Below are 17,584 nucleotides of genomic sequence, written 5' to 3'. Positions count from 1 at the left end.
TGCCGAGCGCGCGCTCACCGTTCATCGTAGATCACCGCTGCCCCGGCCGCTTCCCAGAACCCCGGCGTGTAGTCGGGGTGATCGTGGGGGAAGCGCTTGGCTCGTTGGTCGCAGGGTGCGTGCGCGATCGCGTCGGTGAGTTGTCCGGGTTGGCGGGTTGCGCCGCACACCATGCAGCGCGGACCGGCCGCGTTCTTCGTGGTCGTCATGATCGTTTCCTTCCTGGTCGAGGTGGTCGGCGACGAGTGCGGCGGCGTCGGCGAGCTGGCGCAGTGCGTCGGCGAGCAGCGCCGCCTGCTCGTGCGTCATGCGGTTTCCCTTCGGTAGCGCGGTGGTCCGCTCGTCGGCCGGAACTGTTCGGGGTTGTCGTCGAACGCCTTGCGGACGTAGCGGGTCGGTGCGGCTACCTGCTTGCCGCGGAGGAATCCGGTCACGGTCTCGGTGATGTCTCGGCGGTCGTAGCGTCGTCGTCCGTCGATCTGTTCGAGTCCTGCGGCTACGTAGTCGATCGCGTCGGCGTAGGTCTCGCGCGCGCGTGGTGAAGGTTCCTGACGTGTTCCTGAAGGTTGGGGGGTCATAGCTGTGACCCCCTTTTGAACGTCAGATGACCCCCTTTCGACGTCAGATGACCCCCTTTCCGTCTCAGAAAGCGGGTCACAGCTATGACCCCCTTTCTGGTCGGAATGAGGGTCATAGCTGTGACCCCCTTTCGCGGGGAAGCGGTACACCGTGGCTTGGCCGCGGTAGCCACCTCCGACGCGTTCGAGTAGCCCCCGCTGAACGAGCCCGCGTAGCACGCGCTTGGCGGTCTCCGGGCTCGCGCGCATCCGGCGCGCGATCTCCGCGCGGCTCGGCCATCCGGTACGCGTGTGGTCGTTCGCCCGGTGCGCGACAGCGACGAGCGCGAGCACCTCACGCGCGGTGAGGTCGGCCGGTGTCTCGTCGAGCGCCTGCTCGATCAGCTTGATCCCCACTACCGGCCCTCGTTGTCCTCGCGGCGCTTGGCCTCGGCCGCCATCGCGACGAGCTCGGCGCGTGTCTGGCTGGTGTTGAGCGCGGCGACGTGCTCGCGCGGGCACGACGTGCGCCGATCGGTGGCACATGCGCGGCATGCGGACTCGCCGAGCTGTTTCGGTGGCACGTAGCCGTTCCAGTGCGCGGCGTCGGTGAGCCGTAGGGCTGCGCGTAGCTGGTCGGCGAGGTCCGGGTGTCGGAGTACGCGGGCGCGGCGTGCCTGGTTGGCGTCGTGGGCGGCGTCGAGCAGCTCGACGGCGTGCCGGGCGCGGCGCTCGACGTTGGCGCGGTGCTGCTCGGGGGTGTAGCCGCGGTGGTTCTTCTCCGCGGCGAGCAGCTCTCCATAGACCTGTCCCCACAGGGTGGTCTTGCCGGGCTTGCCGACCCAGTGCACACGCCGCTTGTCGGACGCGTCGGCTACCCTGGCTTCGGATCGCTGCTCGTCGGTCTGTTTGTCGCCCGCCTCGGTTCGCCCGCCGGGGCGGGCTTCTTCTGTCCTCACGCCGTTCCACCGCCGTTCTTGACGGACGCCCGGGCGCGGGATGCCTTGAATGAGAGGCGCTGCATGTGGAGCTTGCGGCGGCATTCGGCGCGGCGGGTCAGCTCGGGCTCGAGAACGTTCGGGTCGTCGGCGAGCACTTCGCGCCGGAACTTCTCCAGCAGGCCAGCCTGACCGCGTGCGGCGTTGGCAGCCGGGGATTCCTTGGACCAGCGGGTGAGCGCGGCGATGCGAGCGCGCTGAGAGCGTTGTTCGTCGGTGAGTGTCGTGGGCTTGGCCACGATTCGTCTCCTTCAGGGCAGCAGAAACTCACCACCGATGGGTGGTCTGCCCGTGAAGTTCTAGCGGCTCACGTCCCGCGATACCGGCATTCTAACTACAGGCGGGAGATATCCAACATCGACATGCCGGTATCGGCCAGCGCGGCGAAACAGCGTCGCGCGGTCTCCTGCCGCATCGGCACGTCCAGCCGGCACTTCGGACACTTCGGTCGGATGGTCTCGTGAGTGGCTAGTCGCTCGCCGTCGCGCGCCTGCCGTGCTGGTGATCCTGGCGCCCACGGCACGAACGAGATCCTCGTCTCGGGCGAATCGAGCGAGCCGACCTCCCGGTCGAGCGAACCGCCAACCTGCTGGGGACGGACCAGCCATGCGGCGAGGTCACCGGGTGATGGGTCCAGTATCGGAACTTCCGGTAGTAGCCAGCCGAGGTTGCGCACAGCGTGGCGCCCATGGTCGGTGCAGATCACCTTGATCCGCTGCAGCATCAGAACTCCCCTAGGTTGAGTCGTCGCGCCTCGGCTGCGGCTTGTTCCTCGCGCACGCTGGCCGTGTAGCGCTGGATCATGGCGCGGTTGGACCACCCGGCGGCGGCCTGCAGGCCGCCTTCGCTGCCGCCGGCCATGACCCAGCGGGAAGCGCCGGTGTGGCGCAGTCGATGCGCGTGCATGTCGGTGATTCCGGCTTGGGCGCCGCGTTGCTTCATGATGCGGTCCAAGCCGGTGTAGGAGAGCCTGCCGCGTTTCTGGGAGAGCCAGAACGCCGGTAGGTCGGCGAGGCGGTGAGTCTTGCGGGCGCGGAGGTAGCGGTCCAGGGCTCGCGTGGTGGCCGGGCCGAAGCCGACGCGGCGGCCCTTGCCACCTTTGCCGCGGCGCACGGTCGCCATGCCGGTGTTGAGATCCACGTCGCTGAGGTCAAGCAGGATCGTTTCCTCGGCGCGGAGGATGCATTCCAGCATGAGGCGGATGAGTGCCTCGTCGCGCTTGTCGGCGAACGTCTTGCCCTTGCAGGCGTCGATGAGCCCCGCGCACTGCTCATCGCTGAGCGCGGGGACAACCTTGCGGTCGACGTTCGGCGCTTTCAAGTCGGCGATCTCGTCGGTGGGGATCTCGTCCTCGTCGGCGAGCCAGCGAGAGAAGCCACGGACGGCCTTGAGTCGCGTTCCCGCGGTTGATGGCTCGGCGCCGGCTTGCATCATGGCCAGGATCCAGGTTTGCACCGACTGGCGCGACAGCGACGGCGCTTCGGTGTGCTCGCGGGCCCACGCCAGGTAGAGACCGATGTTCTTGCTGTAGGTGGTGATCGTGTGCTGGCTCCTCTTGAGATAGGCCAGTTCGCGCAGCCAGGACACGAGGAGGTCCTGCAGATCATCCGGCGTGCGACTCACCATGCTGGTGAACTCTACAGTATGAGCGGCATGCTCTGGTATGCTCCGCGACATGGCCCGCGAAATAGCAGGTCAACAACAATTTCAGAGCGTGGATCTAGTGAAGAGTTTTGACGGGATCCCACACAGTACGAGCGTACTGCTACTGCTGCCCGCCTGCCAACTTCTCGGCCGCCTCCTGCGCCATGTCGGCCAGCGCGGCGACCTCGGCACCGGGGTCGGGCCTGACCTGCAACACCACGCCGTCGGCGCCGGGAACCTTCCTGAGCACGAACCAGGCACCGCCACCGGGCAGTTCCTTGCGGTAACGCGAACGGATCGAACCCTCGACCCGTTGCCGCACCAGATGCGGAATCCGTCCCGGACGGGCAAGCACGAGCCGTACGGGCTCCCGGTCGGCCAGCACCAGCGCCCTGCCCGCCTGCCCGGTCACCTCGGCCTCGGTGACGGTCAGCGCGTCCCCGCGCCACACGGCCTTGCTGACCAGGTCCCAACCGATACGCCGGTGACCACCGTCGTCGGGCACCCACAGGCCCAGCGCCGTCACCGCCAGGTACCCGCCCGTTCCGACACGTGTCCAGGCCAGCACGTGCTCCTCCGCGGCCAGCCGGGCGTCCAGCTCCTCCGGCAGCCGCTCGCCCATCACCCTGCTCAGCCAGCCCATCGGCTCAGTCCATCCCTCCGACAGCCTGCTCGCGCAGTGCCTTGCGGTACTGCTCGAGGGCCACCAGGTCACCGAACAGCGCCCGGTAGTCGTCGGCGGCCTCCACCGGCGACAACCGCTGCAGTTTGGACTTCAGCTCCCCGATCTGGCGCCCCACCAGGTTCTCCTGCACCGCCGCGAGCATGCTCGAAACGTAGCGCTCATCGGCCTCGCCGTTGGACTCCAGCGGCTCGACGGCCAGTTCGGACAGCAGTGAGCTGACCGTCCCCTGTGGAACGTGCTGGGTGGCGGCGTCGATCAGCGCCGGGCCGGTGAGGCCCGAGCTCGCCCCGCCCGCGGCCAGGATCGCCTTGTGCACGGCGACGTAGGCAGGGTGGGTGAACGCGTCGGCGGGCAGCGCGTCGTACTCGGGACCGGCCAGCGCGGGCTCCTGCAGCGCGGCCTTCAGCGTCTCCCGCTGCGCACGCAAGCCCGGATGCTTGGCATCGGGCCGCTCCAGGTCGCCACCCTCGGCGGCACCGTTGCGGGAGTCCCTGCGCCTGCCGTTGGCCTTGGCCGGCGCTCCCGCGCTCTCCCGCACGCGCCGCACCACCATCGCCTCGTCCTGCCAACCCACCCACCAGGCGAGCTTGGTGGCGTATCCGTCGCGCTTGGCGCGGTCCTTGATCTGCGCCACCAGCGGCACGGTGCGTTGCAGCGCCGCCACCTGCCCGTCCACGGAGTCGAGGTCGTAGTCGGCCAGCAGGCTGCGGATCGCGAACTCGAAGAGCGGGATGCGCCGCGCCACCAGATCGCGAACGGCCGCATCCCCCTTGGCGAGCCGCAACTCGCAGGGGTCCATACCATCGGGCGCGATGGCGATGTAGGTCTGGCCCGCGAACGTCTGGTCGCCCTCGAACGCCTTCAGCGCCGCCTTCTGCCCTGCCTCGTCACCGTCGAAGGTGAAGATCACCTCACCGCGGAAGGCGTCGTCGTCCATCATCAACTGGCGCAGCACCCGCATGTGCTCCTCGCCGAACGCGGTGCCGGAGGAGGCCACAGCCGTCGGCACACCCGCCTCGTGCATGGCCATCACGTCGGTGTAGCCCTCCACCACCACGACCTGGTGCCTGCGCGAGATCTCCCGCTTGGCGAGGTCGAGCCCGAACAGCACCTGTGACTTCTTGTAGATCGGGCTCTCGCTGGTGTTGAGGTACTTCGCCTGAATGGGGTCGTCCTCGAAGATCCGGCGGGCGCCGAAACCCACGATGTCGCCGCCACGGTCCTTGATCGGCCACACCAGCCTTCGGTGGAACCGGTCGATCGGCCCTTGCCTGCCCTCCTTGGAGATCTGCGACTTGTACAGCTCGGCGAGTTCGAAGCCGCTGTTCAACAGGTGCTTGGTCAGCCGGTCCCAGCCGCCGGGCGCGAAGCCGCAACCGAACCTGGCCGCGGCGGCGGCGTCGAACCCGCGTTCGGTGAGGAACTCCCTGGCCGCCCTGGCCTCCGGGGTGGCCAGCTGCTCGGCGTAGAAGGCCTGGGCTGCCTTGTGCACCTCCACCAGCCGCATTCGGGTGCCGCGATCGCGGCGGACACTGCCACCACCACCCTCGTAGGTCAGGTGCACGCCCACCTGGTCGGCCAGCCGCTCGACCGCCTCCACGAAACCGAGGTGCTCGATCTGCATGACGAACTTGATGACGTCGCCGCCGACACCGCAGCCGAAGCAGTGGAAGGTGCCGTGCGTCGGCCGCACGTTGAACGAGGGGGTCTTCTCCTCGTGGAACGGGCACAGGCCCTTCAGCGCGCCACCGCCCGCCCTGCGAAGCGCCACGTACTCGCCGACGACGTCGTCGATCCGGCTGCGCTCCCGCACCTGCGCGATGTCGCTTTCCCGGATCCGTCCCGCCACGCGCCCCACTCTAGGACACCGAAGCTTCGCCGGTTCGGCCATACTCTGCCCATGTCACCCGAGGCGCTCGCGAGTGAGTTCGCAAGCCACCGCCGCCACCTGATCGCGGTGGCCTACCGGCTCACCGGGTCGCTGGCCGACGCCGAGGACGCAGTGCAGGAGGCCTGGCTGCGGCTGAGCGGCCTGCCGCGCGAGAAAACGGAGCAGATCCACGATCTGCGGGCCTGGCTCACCACCGTCGTCGGGCGGCTTGGCCTCGACCGGCTGCGTTCGGCCACCGCGAGGCGGGAGCGCTACGTCGGTGAGTGGCTGCCCGAGCCGATCGTGACCGACGTCGACGCCTCCATCGGGGAGGATCCGCTGGACACCGTGGTCCGCGACGACGGCGTGCGGATGGCGGCGATGGTGGTACTCGACCGGCTGACGCCGCAGCAGCGAGTGGCGTTCGTGCTGCACGACGCGTTCAACGTGCCGTTCTCCGAGGTCGGCGAGATCCTGGGCTGCACTCCGCAGGCGGCAAGGCAGCACGCCTCACGCGGCAGGCGCGCGGTGGCCGACGCCGAACCGCCGCCCCGCGCGTCGCTGCGGGAGCAACGGGAGGTGCTGGAACGCTTCACGGCCGCCGTGCTCTCCGGCGACGTTCATGCCGTGGCGCGGGTGCTTCACCCCGACATCGTGCTCATCGGCGACTCCGACGGCAAGGGCAGGACCACCCGCCGGACCATGGTCGGTGCCGACAAGTTCGTGCGGTTCTTCGCCGGTCTTCGCCGGATGTACCCGCCGGACGCCTTCGCCGCCGCCCGGCCCGTGCTGGTCAACGGTGACCTCGGGATGTACCTGCCCGCCCAGCCCGGTGGCGAGCACTACCGCGACGTCGACGAACACGTACAGGCGATGACGGTGCACGAAGGGCGCATCGTCGCCGTCTACGACATCGTCAACCCGGACAAGCTGCGGCACCTGCCCGCTTCCGTCACCCGTGCGGGCGGGTGAGGTCGGAGGTGTCCCATACCCACACGTCCCTGACCACATGCGGCGGGCGGCCGAGCAACCGCTCGACGGTGTCGCGCAGCGGCTGCTGGTTGGGCGTGCGCACCGGCAGCACCATCACGTCAGCCTTCCAGTACCGCAGGTCGCGCAGCACGTCCACCCGCTGCTCCTTGCTGACCGTCGCGGCGACGCCGTCCTCGGCGACGTCCTCCAGCAGCACCGAGGTGGGCCGCCGGACCGCGCCGTAGGTGCCGCGACCGTCGGTGGCCGGGCCCACGAAGTAGCCCTCCGCCAGCGGGAACTCCAGGCCGGTTTCCACCTGCCAGTGCAGCGCGTCGGCATCGCCCGCGTCCGGCAGCGGCACCACCACCACCGAGCCACCGGGGCGGACGTAGTCACGCCACGACCCGGCCGTGAAGAACGCCGGTGTGTCCTCACGCTGCCGGACCTCCAGCTCCGTCGGGATGACCGGCACCAGCGCGAAGGTCAGCGCGCTGAACCACACGATGCGCGCGGCGTAACGCCAGTCCGGCGCGGCCACCCAGCGCAGCACCCGCTCGGTGGCCATCGCCAGCAGCACCCCGATCAGCGGCACGCAACCGAGCGCGAACCGCGACTCCAGCACCGACTCGAACAGCGGCGCGTCGAACAGCAGCAGCCACGGCCCCGGCACCGAGGTCGCCGTGCCGTCGACCACGAGCAGCACACCCGTCGACAGCCACGCCATGCCGAGCATGGCGACGGCCAGCGCCCTCGCCACGACGACCCGCCACAGCCCCACCGTGACGACAAGCATGAGCAGCACCAGCGGCCAGCCGAAGAACGCGTTCTCCTCGGTACGGTTCATCGACAACTCGCTTGCCGACTCCGGCCCGCCCGCCAGCGACTCCGTGGCGAACGCGGTGAAGGCGGCGGCGTCGTTGCCGCGCAGGCCGTGCTCGAGGCTTCGGTAGCTCTGCGGGCCGAAGAACTGCCACCACAGCGGCACCGCGACCAGCGCGAGCGACACCGCCGCGGCCACGCCGAGCCCGGCCGCGAGCGGCTTGGCCATGGCGATGGCCTGCTCGGGCCGCATCAGGGCGTAGGCCATGGCGAACACCGCCAGCGTGGTGGCCATGATCAGCAGTGGTTCCTCGCCGAGGAAAACCTGGTAGGCCACCAGTAGCCCGAGCAGCACGCCACCGCGGACGACGTGCTCTCCTCGCGCCAGCTTCACCAGCCGCAGCACGATGAACGGCAACACGAACAGCACGACGAAGTTCGGGTGTGCGTTCGCGTGCGAGATGATCGGCGGCGCGAACCCCGCGAAGGCCGCCCCGATGGCGGCGCCGACGCGCGTGCCGACCAGGTGACGCGACAACACCCAGTACCAGGCCGCCGCCGTGGCGGCCAGCCCGCCGGTGAGCGCCAGCGCCCAGGTGACCGTGGGGCCGAAGAGCAGCGTCACCGGTGCCAGCGGCACACCGATGCCGAGCATGACCGTGTTGGCCATGAGGTTCACGCCGAGCGGATGGTTCTGCAACGCCGAGAACAGTGGGTTCTCCAGCTTGGCCACGGAGTCGGCGGTGACCGCGAAGAACCACTCCCACATGTTCTGGTCCTGCACGCTGTTGGCCAGGTAGCCGTGCCCGAGGTCCAGCCAGAGCGGGCGGTAGATCAGGAAGGCGGCCACGGCGAAGCCCAGCAGCACGGCGGCGTCGACCAGCCGAGGTGACACGCGGGCGCCGGTGGGTCCGGGCGTCCCTAGCCGGGGAGCCCGCTGGGTCGTGGTCGTCACGGCTGGACGACCCTCGAAAGGAAGTAGCAGGCGCCCGTCCCCGCGTGCCGCACCAGCAGCAGGAACGGGCGATCGATCACTACGGTCACGGGTTCACCCAGCGGCATGGAAACCAGCCGCATCGTCACCGCCGTCGCCGCGGCCCCCTCCAGCCCGCTCTCGTCCACGCGAAGCACGGCCTGGTGCGAGACGTCGGACACCAGCAGCCGCGGGTCGTCGGTCAACTCGCCGAAGTCGGCGGTCGGCTGGAACATCGTGTGCACCCCGAGCGCGCGCAACGCAGGCTTGAGCGGGCTGCGCACATCGAGCGACAGCCGGGGCAGCGCGAGATCCACCATCGTGTCGCGCCTGGCCGAGAGCAGGTCCACGAGTGTTTCGGCGTCCAGTGTGGACTCCTGCTCCGCGAGCGAACGATCGGGCAGCAGCACGATCGCCTCGACACCACCCAGCGCGGGCAGCGCCACCAGCCGCCAGCCGTGGCTCTCGGCGTAGCCCAGCCGCTCCGCCTGCCGCATCATCGGCACCGGGCGAACGCCGTCCGGTGAGTGGAAGTCCGCCTCGGTGGTATTGGCCTGCGAGAACGGGAACGTCCACGCCACCCGCAGGTACAGCGCGTTCACCAGGCTGGCGACGGTGTCGGCGCCGATGCTGCCCGAGGGCAGCAACTCCGGAATCAGGTCGTGGGTGGCGTGCGCCACGTCGGCGTTGATCGTGCGGCGAGCACCTTCGGGGTCGTCGACGAACGCCGCGGTCGCCACGCGTCCTGACGGCCAGTCCGCCAGTTCCTCGGTGAATCCGGGGTTGAGGGCAAGGCTCTGCCACACCCACAGCGTGTTCGACACGGCCAGCTCAGGCTGCTCCCCGCCGGTGTGCGCGGTGAGCAGCGCGGCCTTGCGCAGCAGCTCCACCTGGTCCGCGACGCCCTCGGCGGTGCCTGCCACCACCGTGGCGGCTTCCTCGGCGGTCACCCCTCTCGCCGCGCGGGTCACCAGTGCCAGCGCGCTCGCGGCCGAGTAGGGCGAGAAGCACGAGTCGGCCCCGTCCCTGGCGATCTTGTCGTGGACGGCGAGCGCGAACCGCAGGTGTGTGGTCTCCGGTGTGCTGGCTGGCATTCTGTGACGTTACCGCGCCGGTCCAGCGCCCTGGACCACGTACCGGGCATGCCAGGCGCGGGCCTGCGCGTCGGTCAGCGAGGCCACCTGGTCCACCACCACCCGCAGCCGGGCGGCGTCGTCGGGCGCGGCATCCCAGGCAGGCCGCAGCATCGGATCGAGCGCCTCGGGAGACCGCGACGGCAGTGCCGCCACCAACTCCGCGAGCAGTTGCCGCTGCCGCTCCTGCAACGCGAGCCTGCCGCGGTCGCTCATCACGTACCGCAACGCCAGTGCCTTCAACAGGGCCACCTCGGCTGCCACCTGGTCGGGGACACAGAGGTCGGCGGCGTAGCGCAGCAGCGGCTCATCCCCGTGCTCGGCGCGGGTGCCGGTCACCGCCGCCGAGGCGAACCGGCCGACGAGTTCGCTGGTCAGTCGCTTCAGCGCCACCTGGGCGCGCAGCGAGGAGTCGTAGGGATTCTCCACCAGCGCCGCGACGGCGGGCAGCCGCAGCAACTCGGCGGCGGCGTCCTCCAGTGTGGACACCGAGCGATCGCAGAAGTGCTTGGCGGCCAACTCGGCGACAGCGGCACGCTCCTGCGCCTCGGCCAGCACCCCGAGCGAGATGCGCCCGGCGAGCACCCCGTCCTCCACGTCGTGCACCGAGTACGCGACGTCGTCGGCCCAGTCCATGATCTGTGCCTCGAGGCAGGTTCGGTTCGTGGGCGCGCCCTCGCGCAGCCAGGCGAAGACCTCGAAGTCGTCGGCGTAGACACCGAACTTCGGCAAGGCGGCCTGCCTGGGCCACGGGTACTTGGTCGCCGCGTCGAGGCACGCGCGCGTGAGGTTGAGGCCCGCGACCTCGGAATCGTCGCCGAGCACCTTCGGTTCCAGCCTGGTGAGGATGCGAAGCGTCTGAGCGTTGCCCTCGAAGCCGCCGCAGGCGCGGGCGGCCTCGTCCAGCGCCGACTCGCCGTTGTGGCCGAAGGGCGGGTGTCCGATGTCGTGGGCCAGTCCGGCGGTGTCCACCAGGTCGGGGTCGGCGCCCAGATCCTCGGCGATACCGCGGCCGATCTGAGCGACCTCCAGCGAATGCGTCAGCCGGGTGCGCGGCACGCCGCTGACCTCGGCGCCCTCCCCCGGCCCGACGACCTGGGTCTTGCCTGCCAGCCTTCGCAGCGCGGCCGAGTGCAGCACCCGCGCCCTGTCCCTGGCGAACGCCGAGCGCGTGTCACCGCGCGAACCAGGCAACGCGGCGCGCTTGGGCCGTTCGGCGAATCGGCGCTCGCGGTCGTGGGCCGTGTAGCCGTCCATCGCAGCCAGCGTAGCGGGCATCGGCCGCCTCGGTGCCCGGCGACGATCAGCCGAGCAGTTCCTTGACCAGCCCGGCGACCTGGCTGGTCTCGATGAGGAACGAGTCGTGCCCGTACGGCGAGGACAGTCGCGCGTAGCGCGCGTGCGCGATGCCCTCGGCCAGTTGCCTCGCCTGCTCCTGCGGGTAGAGGCGGTCACTGTCCACGCCGGCGGCGATCGTGCGCGCGCTCACCCTCGACAGCGCCTGCGCGACCCCGCCCCTACCCCTGCCGACGTCGTGATCGTTCATCGACTTGGTCAGCAGCACGTAACTGGCGGCGTCGAAGCGACGCACCAGCTTGTCCGCGTGGTGGTCGAGGTAGGACTCCACGGCGAACCGCTCGTCGGGGTCGCCGCCGTCAGGGTTCTGCAGGGCACGCCCGAACCTGGCGTTGAACTCCGGCTCGCTGCGGTAGGTGACGTGGGCGATCCTGCGGGCCACTCCGAGCCCGCGGTGTGGCCCCTCACCGGGAGCAGCGTCGTGGTAGTCGCCGCCCCGCCAGCCCGCGTCGGAGACGATGGCGTGCAGCTGCGGCGCCGCCCAGGCGATCTGGTCGGCCGATGACGCGGCCGGACAGGCGAGCAGCAGCAGCGACGCGACCCGATCCGGCTCGCTCACGCCCCATTCCAGCGCACGCATCCCGCCCATGGAGCCGCCCAGCACACACGCCCACCGCTGGATGCCCAGCGCGTCGGCGAGCGCCGTCTCGGCGGCGACCTGGTCGCGGATGCTGATCTTCGGAAACCGGCTGCCCCAGTGCCTGCCGTCGGGAGCACGCGACGCGGGCCCCGTCGAGCCCTGGCAGCCGCCGAGCACGTTGGGAACCACGACGAACAACTCATCGGTGTCCAGCGCCTTTCCCGGTCCGATCAGCCCGTCCCACCAGCCCGGCGTCGGATGGCCGGGCCCCGCGGGCCCCGCCGCGTGGCTGTCGCCGGTGAGGGCGTGCTCGACCAGCACCGCGTTGGAACCGTCGGAAGCAGGCGTGCCCCAGGTTTCGTAGGCGAGCTGGAAACCGGGAAGGCTGCGGCCGAACTCGAGCGGCAGCGGCGCGTCCTGCCGCAACCACCGTCGACGACCAGGAGGATCGCCCTCCTGCCACGCACCGGTGGCAGGAGGGGGGTCCTGGTTCGGCGGGGTCGGCGGCGGCGTCACAGCACCGCCTTCGCCGCCCTGAAACCCGCTTCGAGGTCCGCCTTGAGGTCCTCGACACCCTCGATGCCGACGGCCAACCTGACGAGGCCGGGAGTGACTCCGCTGCTGAGCTGCTCGTCGGGGTTGAGCTGGCTGTGGGTGGTGCTGGCCGGGTGCACGATGAGGCTGCGCACGTCGCCGATGTTGACCAGCTGGCTGTGCAGTTCGGTGCCGTCGACGAACGCCCGGCCCGCCTCGACCCCGCCGCGCAGCTCGAACGACAACACCGCGCCCGCACCCTTGGGCAGGTACTTCCTCGCGGCCTCGTGGTGCGGGCTGGACGGCAACCCCGCGTAGTACACCCGCTCCACCTCGTCACGCTGCTCCAGCCACTCGGCCAGCGCCTGCGTGTTGGCCACGTGACGCTCCATCCGCAGCGAGAGCGTCTCGATGCCCTGCAGGATGAGGAAACTGTTCAGCGGCGCGATGGCGGCGCCGGTGTCGCGCAGCCACTGCACGCGGGCCTTCGCGGCGAAGGCGCCGGGCCCCAGCGCCTCCCAGTACCGCAGCCCGTTGTAACTGGGGTCGGGCTCGGTGAAGCCGGGAAACCTATCGGCGTGCGCACCGAAGTCGAACGTGCCGCCGTCCACCAGCACCCCGGCGACGGTGGTGCCGTGCCCGCCGAGGTACTTCGTGGCCGAGTGGACCACCACGTCGGCGCCGTGCTCGATGGGGCGCAGCAGGTAGGGGGTCGGGATGGTGTTGTCCACGACCAGCGGCACGCCCACCTCGTGCGCCACGTCGGCCACGGCGCGCACGTCGAGCACGTTGCTGCCCGGGTTGGCCAGTGTCTCGGCGAAGAACAGCTTGGTGTTGGGCCGCGCCGCCGCGCGCCAGGAGTCCAGGTCGTCCTGGTCGGACAGGAAGGTGACCTCGACCCCCAGCTTCGGCAGCGTGTAGTGGAACAGGTTGTAGGTGCCGCCGTAGAGCGCCGGACTGGACACCACGTGGTCTCCCGCGCCCGCCAGGTTCAGGATCGCCGCGGTGGTCGCCGCCGACCCGGACGCGAACGCCAGCGCCGCCACCCCGCCTTCCAGCGCGGCCACCCGCTGCTCGAGCACGTCCTGTGTCGGGTTCATGATCCGGGTGTAGATGTTGCCCGGCTCGGCGAGGCTGAACAGGTCCGCGCCGTGTTGGGTGTCGCGGAAGACGTAGGACGTCGTCTGGTAGATCGGGGTGGCCCTCGCACCGGTCGCGGGATCGGGCTGCGCGCCCGCGTGGATCTGCTTGGTCTCGAACGACCACGCTTCGGTCATCGACTGGCTCCTTCTGCGGCTGAAGCGGGTGGGCCTGACATCGACGTTAGTGATCGTGCGACAAAACGCCCAGCGACTCCCAGTTGGTGGGACCATTCGGTGCTGGTCAGCTCAGCCCGGCCCCACCCATCGTGTCGGCGGAGTCCTTGGACATCCGGTAGTACAGCAGCGCGGCGGTTTCCCGGAAGATGTAGCGCGCCTGCGTCTGCCGCGTCTGCACGATCGGGCCGCTGTGCGTGGGTGAGGTCCACGCCCGCAGCCCGGCGTCCTCCGCCATGATCCTCGCCCGCAGCGAGTGCCACGGGTCGCTGACGATCACCACGGTGTTCCAGCCGAGGGCCCGTGCCTTGTCGGAGACGGCGTGCAGCGAGCGGAGCGTGTCGCTGCCCTGGCCTACAGCGACCACGGCCTGCGGCGGCACGCCGTGGTCGGCCAGCCACCGGGCTCCGGCCTGCGCTTCGGTGAAGGTGTCACCGACGCGGCTGCCCCCCGAGGTCACGATGCGGGAGGAGACGCCGTCGGCATACAGCTGCCTGGCGTGCTCCAACCGCGCCTGGAAGATCTTCGACGGCGTGCCGTTGTACTGCGCGGCGCCGAGCACGACGATGGCGTCCACCTGCGGACGCTCGTCGGCCCGCGCGACGTGCCACACCCGAAACGCGGTGCCACCGACCACCAGCAGCCCGACCAGCACCGCGCCTAGCGCCAGCCTGCCGAGCCAACGCGGGACAGCGGCGGGCACGATCAGCACCCGATCAGGCGCGCGGCAAGGTAGGACTCCAGCTTGTCGATGGCGACGCGCTCCTGCGCCATCGAGTCGCGCTCGCGAACCGTGACGGCGTGGTCCTCCAGGGTGTCGAAGTCGACGGTCACGCAGTACGGCGTGCCGATCTCCTCCTGCCTGCGGTAGCGCTTGCCGATGGACTGGGCGTCGTCGAAGTCGACGTTCCAGTGCTTGCGCAACGCCGCGGCGAGGTCGCGGGCCTTGGGCGTCAGGTCGGCGTTGCGGGAAAGCGGCAGTACCGCCACCTTGTACGGCGCCAGCCTCGGGTCCAGTTTGAGCACGGTGCGCTTGTCGGTGCCGCCCTTGGCGTTGGGCACCTCGTCCTCGGTGTAGGCGTCGATCAGGAACGCCATCATCGGCCTGCCGACCCCGGCGGCGGGCTCGATCACGAACGGCCGGTAGCGCTGCCCCGATGCCTGGTCGAAGTAGGAGAGGTCGACACCGGAGTGGTTGGAGTGCGTGGTGAGGTCGAAGTCGGTGCGGTTGGCGATGCCCTCCAGCTCACCCCATTCCTGGCCGGAGGAGAACCCGAAACGGTACTCGATGTCCACGGTGCGCTTGGCGTAGTGCGACAGCTTTTCCTTCGGGTGTTCGTAGTGGCGCAGGTTGTCCCTGCTGATGCCCAGGTCGACGTACCACTGCGTGCGCAGGTCGATCCAGTACTGGTGCCAGCGCTCGTCCTCACCGGGCTCGACGAAGTACTCCAGTTCCATCTGCTCGAACTCCCGGGTCCGGAAGATGAAGTTGCCCGGGGTGATCTCGTTGCGGAACGACTTGCCGATCTGACCGATGCCGAACGGTGGCTTCTTGCGCGAGGTGGTCTGCACGTTGAGGAAGTTCACGAAGATGCCCTGTGCCGTCTCCGGCCGCAGGTAGTGCAGGCCCTCCTCGGACTCGACGGGGCCGAGGTAGGTCTTGAGCATCATGTTGAACTCGCGCGGCTCGGTGTACTGCCCACGGTTGCCGCAGTTGGGGCACGGCACGTCGGAGAGGTCGCCCTCGGCGACCTCGGTGCCGGTGCGCTCGGCGTAGTCCTCGGCCAGCTGGTCGGCGCGGAACCGGTGATGGCAGGAAAGGCACTCCACCAGCGGATCGTGGAAGGCGTTGACGTGGCCGGAGGCCACCCAGACCTGGCGCGGCAGGATCACCGACGAGTCCAGACCCACCACGTCGTCGCGGGACTGCACCATGGTCTTCCACCACTGGCGCTTGATGTTGTCCTTCAGTTCCACACCAAGGGGCCCGTAGTCCCACGCCGACCGGGTGCCGCCGTAGATCTCCCCCGAGGGGAAGACGAAACCACGGCGCTTGCACAGGTTGACGACGGTCTCGATGGTGTTGGCGGGCTTGTTGGCGGGCACTGAACGCTCCGGGGCATGCGGAATCGACTTTGACTGTGAGCTACCAGCGTATCCGGCAGCCGGGGTACCACGCCCGGGAGGTTGGCCTGACCACCGGCCTCAGGGACGGGTGAGCAACTCCGCCGTGACGATGCGGTTGTCCACGTAACCCTGGCCGGAGCTGGTGTACTCGCCGCCGCACGTGACGAGCACGAGCCGGTGCGGGCCCTGCTGGGAGAACAACCTGGGCGCGTGCCGGGGCAGCTCGTCCTTGTGCAGGGTCAGGGTGTCGACGATGCGGTACACCCAGCGCCCTCCCGTGGCGTCCCGTACGGTCACCCGCTGCCCGGGGCGGTCACGCCACAGTTCGGCGAACGGCCCGGTGCGACCGCCCCAGTTCACGTGTCCCGACAGCAGCGCGACACCGCGTTCGGCGCCCAGTCCGGCTCCCCACCACGTGGCTTCGTCGAGGTCGTCCGGGATCGGCAGGGTGCCGTCGGCGGTCAGTTCCCGGCGCACCAGTTCGGCGGTGCCGCCGTGCGGCAGGCGGACCGTGCCGGGTGGCTGCCCTTCGCCGATCGCTCCGCGGGTGGCCGAAGCCGTCGGGGTGAGTTCGACGGCAGGGGGCGCCGTGGTTTCAGGGGCGGCGGGAGCCTGCCTGGTGGTAGTCGCCGCGCCGGAAACCACGGTGGGCGCCGTCAGCAGCACGGCGACACCCGCGACGAACGCGGCCACCGCGAGCGCCGCGACGGCGACCGCGAGCCTGCCCGCACGCATTCGCGGCTACTCCTGGCCTCGCCCCGCGCGGCTGCCACGCCGACGAGCGAGCGCCAGCGCGAGCGCACCCAGCGCAACGCCACCGCCGAGCAGCCCCACGCCGAGCGGCGTGTTGTCGGCGGCCGGGGCCGCGGACTGTTGGGCGGGTTGCCGCACGCCCGCCGGGATGGTCAGCGGGACGCTGGGCCGGGTCGATGCGCCTGCCGTGTCGCGCGCGGTGAAGTCGGTGGGCAGCGAGCAGCTCACCCCGCCCAGCACGAGCTTCGTCCGGATCTGGCGCGCACGGGCCTGACCGCCGGACCGCGCTGTCGACGTGGCGATCGACGGCGGGTTCGTCGACGTCTCGGTATCGCTGCCGGCACTGGTATCGGTGGTGTCGCTGCTGTCGGTGGTGTCGCTGCTGTCGGTGGTGTCGGTCGGGGTGGCCTGCTCGACGGCGGGCTCGCCGGACTCCGGTGACTGGCCGAGCTGTTCGGAATCCTGCGCCTCCTGTGACTCCTGTGACTTCTGTGACTCCTCCGTCTGCTCGACGTGGGTCACGATCTCCACCAGCCAGCCCGCGACGGCGGTGACGTCGCCGTCGCGCCACTGGTCCTGACGCAGCAGCTGATCGAACGAGGTCACCCTGCGGATCGTGACGTCGGAGGTGACCGTGGCGCTGTCGCTTTCCACCTCGATCGGCGGCCCGAACGGCAGGTCCTCGCGCTTCACCACGCCGTCGCCTTTCGGCAGGTCCACGGCACGCAACTGCCCGTCACGGGTGAGCAGCGACAACCGGTCCGCGGTTGCCCGCTCCCGCACCCGGTCGGGGGAAAGGCATTCGACCTCGCTTCGGGCCGCCCGCAGCTCGAGCACGGTCTTGTCGGAGCCTCGGTCGGTGAGCACGAAGTCCGCCTCCGCTGCCGCGGCAGGCACGTGGGTGTCGCGCAGCGTGGCCGTGATGTCGTGCCCGCCGATCCGCAACAGGTAGTTCGGCCCCGCCGCGTCACGTTCGGCATCGGACTGCGGCAGCCGTGACCGGTTCGGTGACAACCGCGAGGTGCCCGGCAGCAGCGGCGAGCGCTGCGTCTCGCTGATGACCGAACCACCGCCCGCGCCGCTGCCGTCGTCGACGACGGCCAGCGCCGCCGCGTTGGCGTAGCCCACGGGACCGGTGCGCTCGTCGACCCCCTCGGTGCCGTACGCGGTGCCAGGTACGGCCGCGAACGCCACCGCCGCGACTGCGCAGACGGCCGGCTTCGTAACGTTGCGAACCATGCTTCCCCTCGGTGCTTTCGCGTCGCCG

At 70.1% G+C, this 17,584-nt stretch carries 18 protein-coding genes; 1 reads left to right on the top strand and 17 read right to left on the bottom strand.

Annotated elements, in window-relative coordinates:
* Positions 1 to 14: 14 nt before the first annotated feature.
* The 8 genes from SACMADRAFT_RS29875 to dnaG form a co-directional block, all read right to left on the bottom strand.
* Positions 15 to 209 carry a hypothetical protein gene (locus SACMADRAFT_RS29875; protein ID WP_009153511.1) on the bottom strand — a complete coding sequence of 65 codons (195 nt, stop codon included), beginning with the start codon at positions 207 to 209 and terminating at the stop codon, positions 15 to 17.
* A gap of 96 nt (positions 210 to 305) precedes the next feature.
* Positions 306 to 974: a helix-turn-helix domain-containing protein gene (locus SACMADRAFT_RS09080; protein WP_009153510.1), complete on the bottom strand. Its 669-nt coding sequence runs from the start codon at positions 972 to 974 to the stop codon at positions 306 to 308.
* Positions 974 to 1,516 carry a hypothetical protein gene (locus SACMADRAFT_RS09075; RefSeq protein WP_009153509.1) on the bottom strand — a complete coding sequence of 181 codons (543 nt, stop codon included), beginning with the start codon at positions 1,514 to 1,516 and terminating at the stop codon, positions 974 to 976. Before SACMADRAFT_RS09075 ends, SACMADRAFT_RS09080 begins: the two co-directional genes overlap by 1 nt.
* Positions 1,513 to 1,794 (bottom strand): hypothetical protein, encoded by a 282-nt coding sequence (locus SACMADRAFT_RS09070; protein WP_009153508.1) that lies wholly within the window; start codon positions 1,792 to 1,794, stop codon positions 1,513 to 1,515. Before SACMADRAFT_RS09070 ends, SACMADRAFT_RS09075 begins: the two co-directional genes overlap by 4 nt.
* A gap of 95 nt (positions 1,795 to 1,889) precedes the next feature.
* Positions 1,890 to 2,279, bottom strand: a complete 390-nt coding sequence (locus tag SACMADRAFT_RS09065; protein ID WP_009153507.1) for a hypothetical protein — start codon at positions 2,277 to 2,279, stop codon at positions 1,890 to 1,892.
* Positions 2,279 to 3,181, bottom strand: coding sequence for a tyrosine-type recombinase/integrase (locus tag SACMADRAFT_RS09060; RefSeq protein ID WP_009153506.1), 903 nt, complete (start codon positions 3,179 to 3,181; stop codon positions 2,279 to 2,281). Before SACMADRAFT_RS09060 ends, SACMADRAFT_RS09065 begins: the two co-directional genes overlap by 1 nt.
* Before the next feature lie 139 nt (positions 3,182 to 3,320).
* Positions 3,321 to 3,842, bottom strand: coding sequence for a hypothetical protein (locus SACMADRAFT_RS09055; protein WP_009153505.1), 522 nt, complete (start codon positions 3,840 to 3,842; stop codon positions 3,321 to 3,323).
* 4 nt (positions 3,843 to 3,846) lie between these two features.
* Positions 3,847 to 5,775, bottom strand: a complete 1,929-nt coding sequence (gene dnaG, locus SACMADRAFT_RS09050) for a DNA primase (RefSeq protein ID WP_050998080.1) — start codon at positions 5,773 to 5,775, stop codon at positions 3,847 to 3,849.
* 9 nt (positions 5,776 to 5,784) lie between these two features.
* On the opposite strand from dnaG, the gene SACMADRAFT_RS09045 reads away from it, so the two are divergent.
* Positions 5,785 to 6,726 carry a sigma-70 family RNA polymerase sigma factor gene (locus tag SACMADRAFT_RS09045; protein ID WP_009153503.1) on the top strand — a complete coding sequence of 314 codons (942 nt, stop codon included), beginning with the start codon at positions 5,785 to 5,787 and terminating at the stop codon, positions 6,724 to 6,726.
* Here SACMADRAFT_RS09045 and SACMADRAFT_RS09040 read toward each other — a convergent pair.
* From SACMADRAFT_RS09040 to SACMADRAFT_RS09000, 9 genes are all read right to left on the bottom strand, one after another.
* Positions 6,707 to 8,500 carry a hypothetical protein gene (locus SACMADRAFT_RS09040; protein ID WP_009153502.1) on the bottom strand — a complete coding sequence of 598 codons (1,794 nt, stop codon included), beginning with the start codon at positions 8,498 to 8,500 and terminating at the stop codon, positions 6,707 to 6,709. The two genes, SACMADRAFT_RS09045 and SACMADRAFT_RS09040, sit on opposite strands and share 20 nt — an antisense overlap.
* Positions 8,497 to 9,612 (bottom strand): serpin family protein, encoded by a 1,116-nt coding sequence (locus tag SACMADRAFT_RS09035; protein WP_009153501.1) that lies wholly within the window; start codon positions 9,610 to 9,612, stop codon positions 8,497 to 8,499. The genes SACMADRAFT_RS09040 and SACMADRAFT_RS09035 overlap by 4 nt, the downstream gene beginning before the upstream one ends.
* Positions 9,613 to 9,621: 9 nt before the next feature.
* Positions 9,622 to 10,908, bottom strand: a complete 1,287-nt coding sequence (locus tag SACMADRAFT_RS09030) for a deoxyguanosinetriphosphate triphosphohydrolase (protein WP_040925616.1) — start codon at positions 10,906 to 10,908, stop codon at positions 9,622 to 9,624.
* Positions 10,909 to 10,954: 46 nt separating this feature from the next.
* A complete protein-coding gene (metX, locus tag SACMADRAFT_RS09025) occupies positions 10,955 to 12,103 on the bottom strand; it encodes a homoserine O-acetyltransferase MetX (RefSeq protein WP_009153499.1) in 1,149 nt (382 codons plus the stop codon).
* Entirely contained in the window at positions 12,100 to 13,398 is a 1,299-nt protein-coding gene (locus SACMADRAFT_RS09020; RefSeq protein WP_009153498.1) for a bifunctional o-acetylhomoserine/o-acetylserine sulfhydrylase, read from the bottom strand. The genes metX and SACMADRAFT_RS09020 overlap by 4 nt, the downstream gene beginning before the upstream one ends.
* 106 nt (positions 13,399 to 13,504) lie before the next feature.
* Positions 13,505 to 14,140: a YdcF family protein gene (locus SACMADRAFT_RS09015; RefSeq protein ID WP_050998348.1), complete on the bottom strand. Its 636-nt coding sequence runs from the start codon at positions 14,138 to 14,140 to the stop codon at positions 13,505 to 13,507.
* Positions 14,141 to 14,142: 2 nt separating this feature from the next.
* Positions 14,143 to 15,543 (bottom strand): glycine--tRNA ligase, encoded by a 1,401-nt coding sequence (locus tag SACMADRAFT_RS09010; protein ID WP_009153496.1) that lies wholly within the window; start codon positions 15,541 to 15,543, stop codon positions 14,143 to 14,145.
* A gap of 99 nt (positions 15,544 to 15,642) precedes the next feature.
* Positions 15,643 to 16,299: a class F sortase gene (locus tag SACMADRAFT_RS09005; RefSeq protein ID WP_009153495.1), complete on the bottom strand. Its 657-nt coding sequence runs from the start codon at positions 16,297 to 16,299 to the stop codon at positions 15,643 to 15,645.
* Positions 16,300 to 16,305: 6 nt separating this feature from the next.
* Positions 16,306 to 17,556, bottom strand: coding sequence for a hypothetical protein (locus SACMADRAFT_RS09000; RefSeq protein WP_009153494.1), 1,251 nt, complete (start codon positions 17,554 to 17,556; stop codon positions 16,306 to 16,308).
* Positions 17,557 to 17,584: the final 28 nt, after the last annotated feature.

This window comes from Saccharomonospora marina XMU15 (assembly GCF_000244955.1).
In the GTDB taxonomy this organism is placed as follows: Bacteria; Actinomycetota; Actinomycetes; order Mycobacteriales; family Pseudonocardiaceae; genus Saccharomonospora_A; species Saccharomonospora_A marina.
This window is presented reverse-complemented; position numbering and strand designations above follow the sequence as displayed.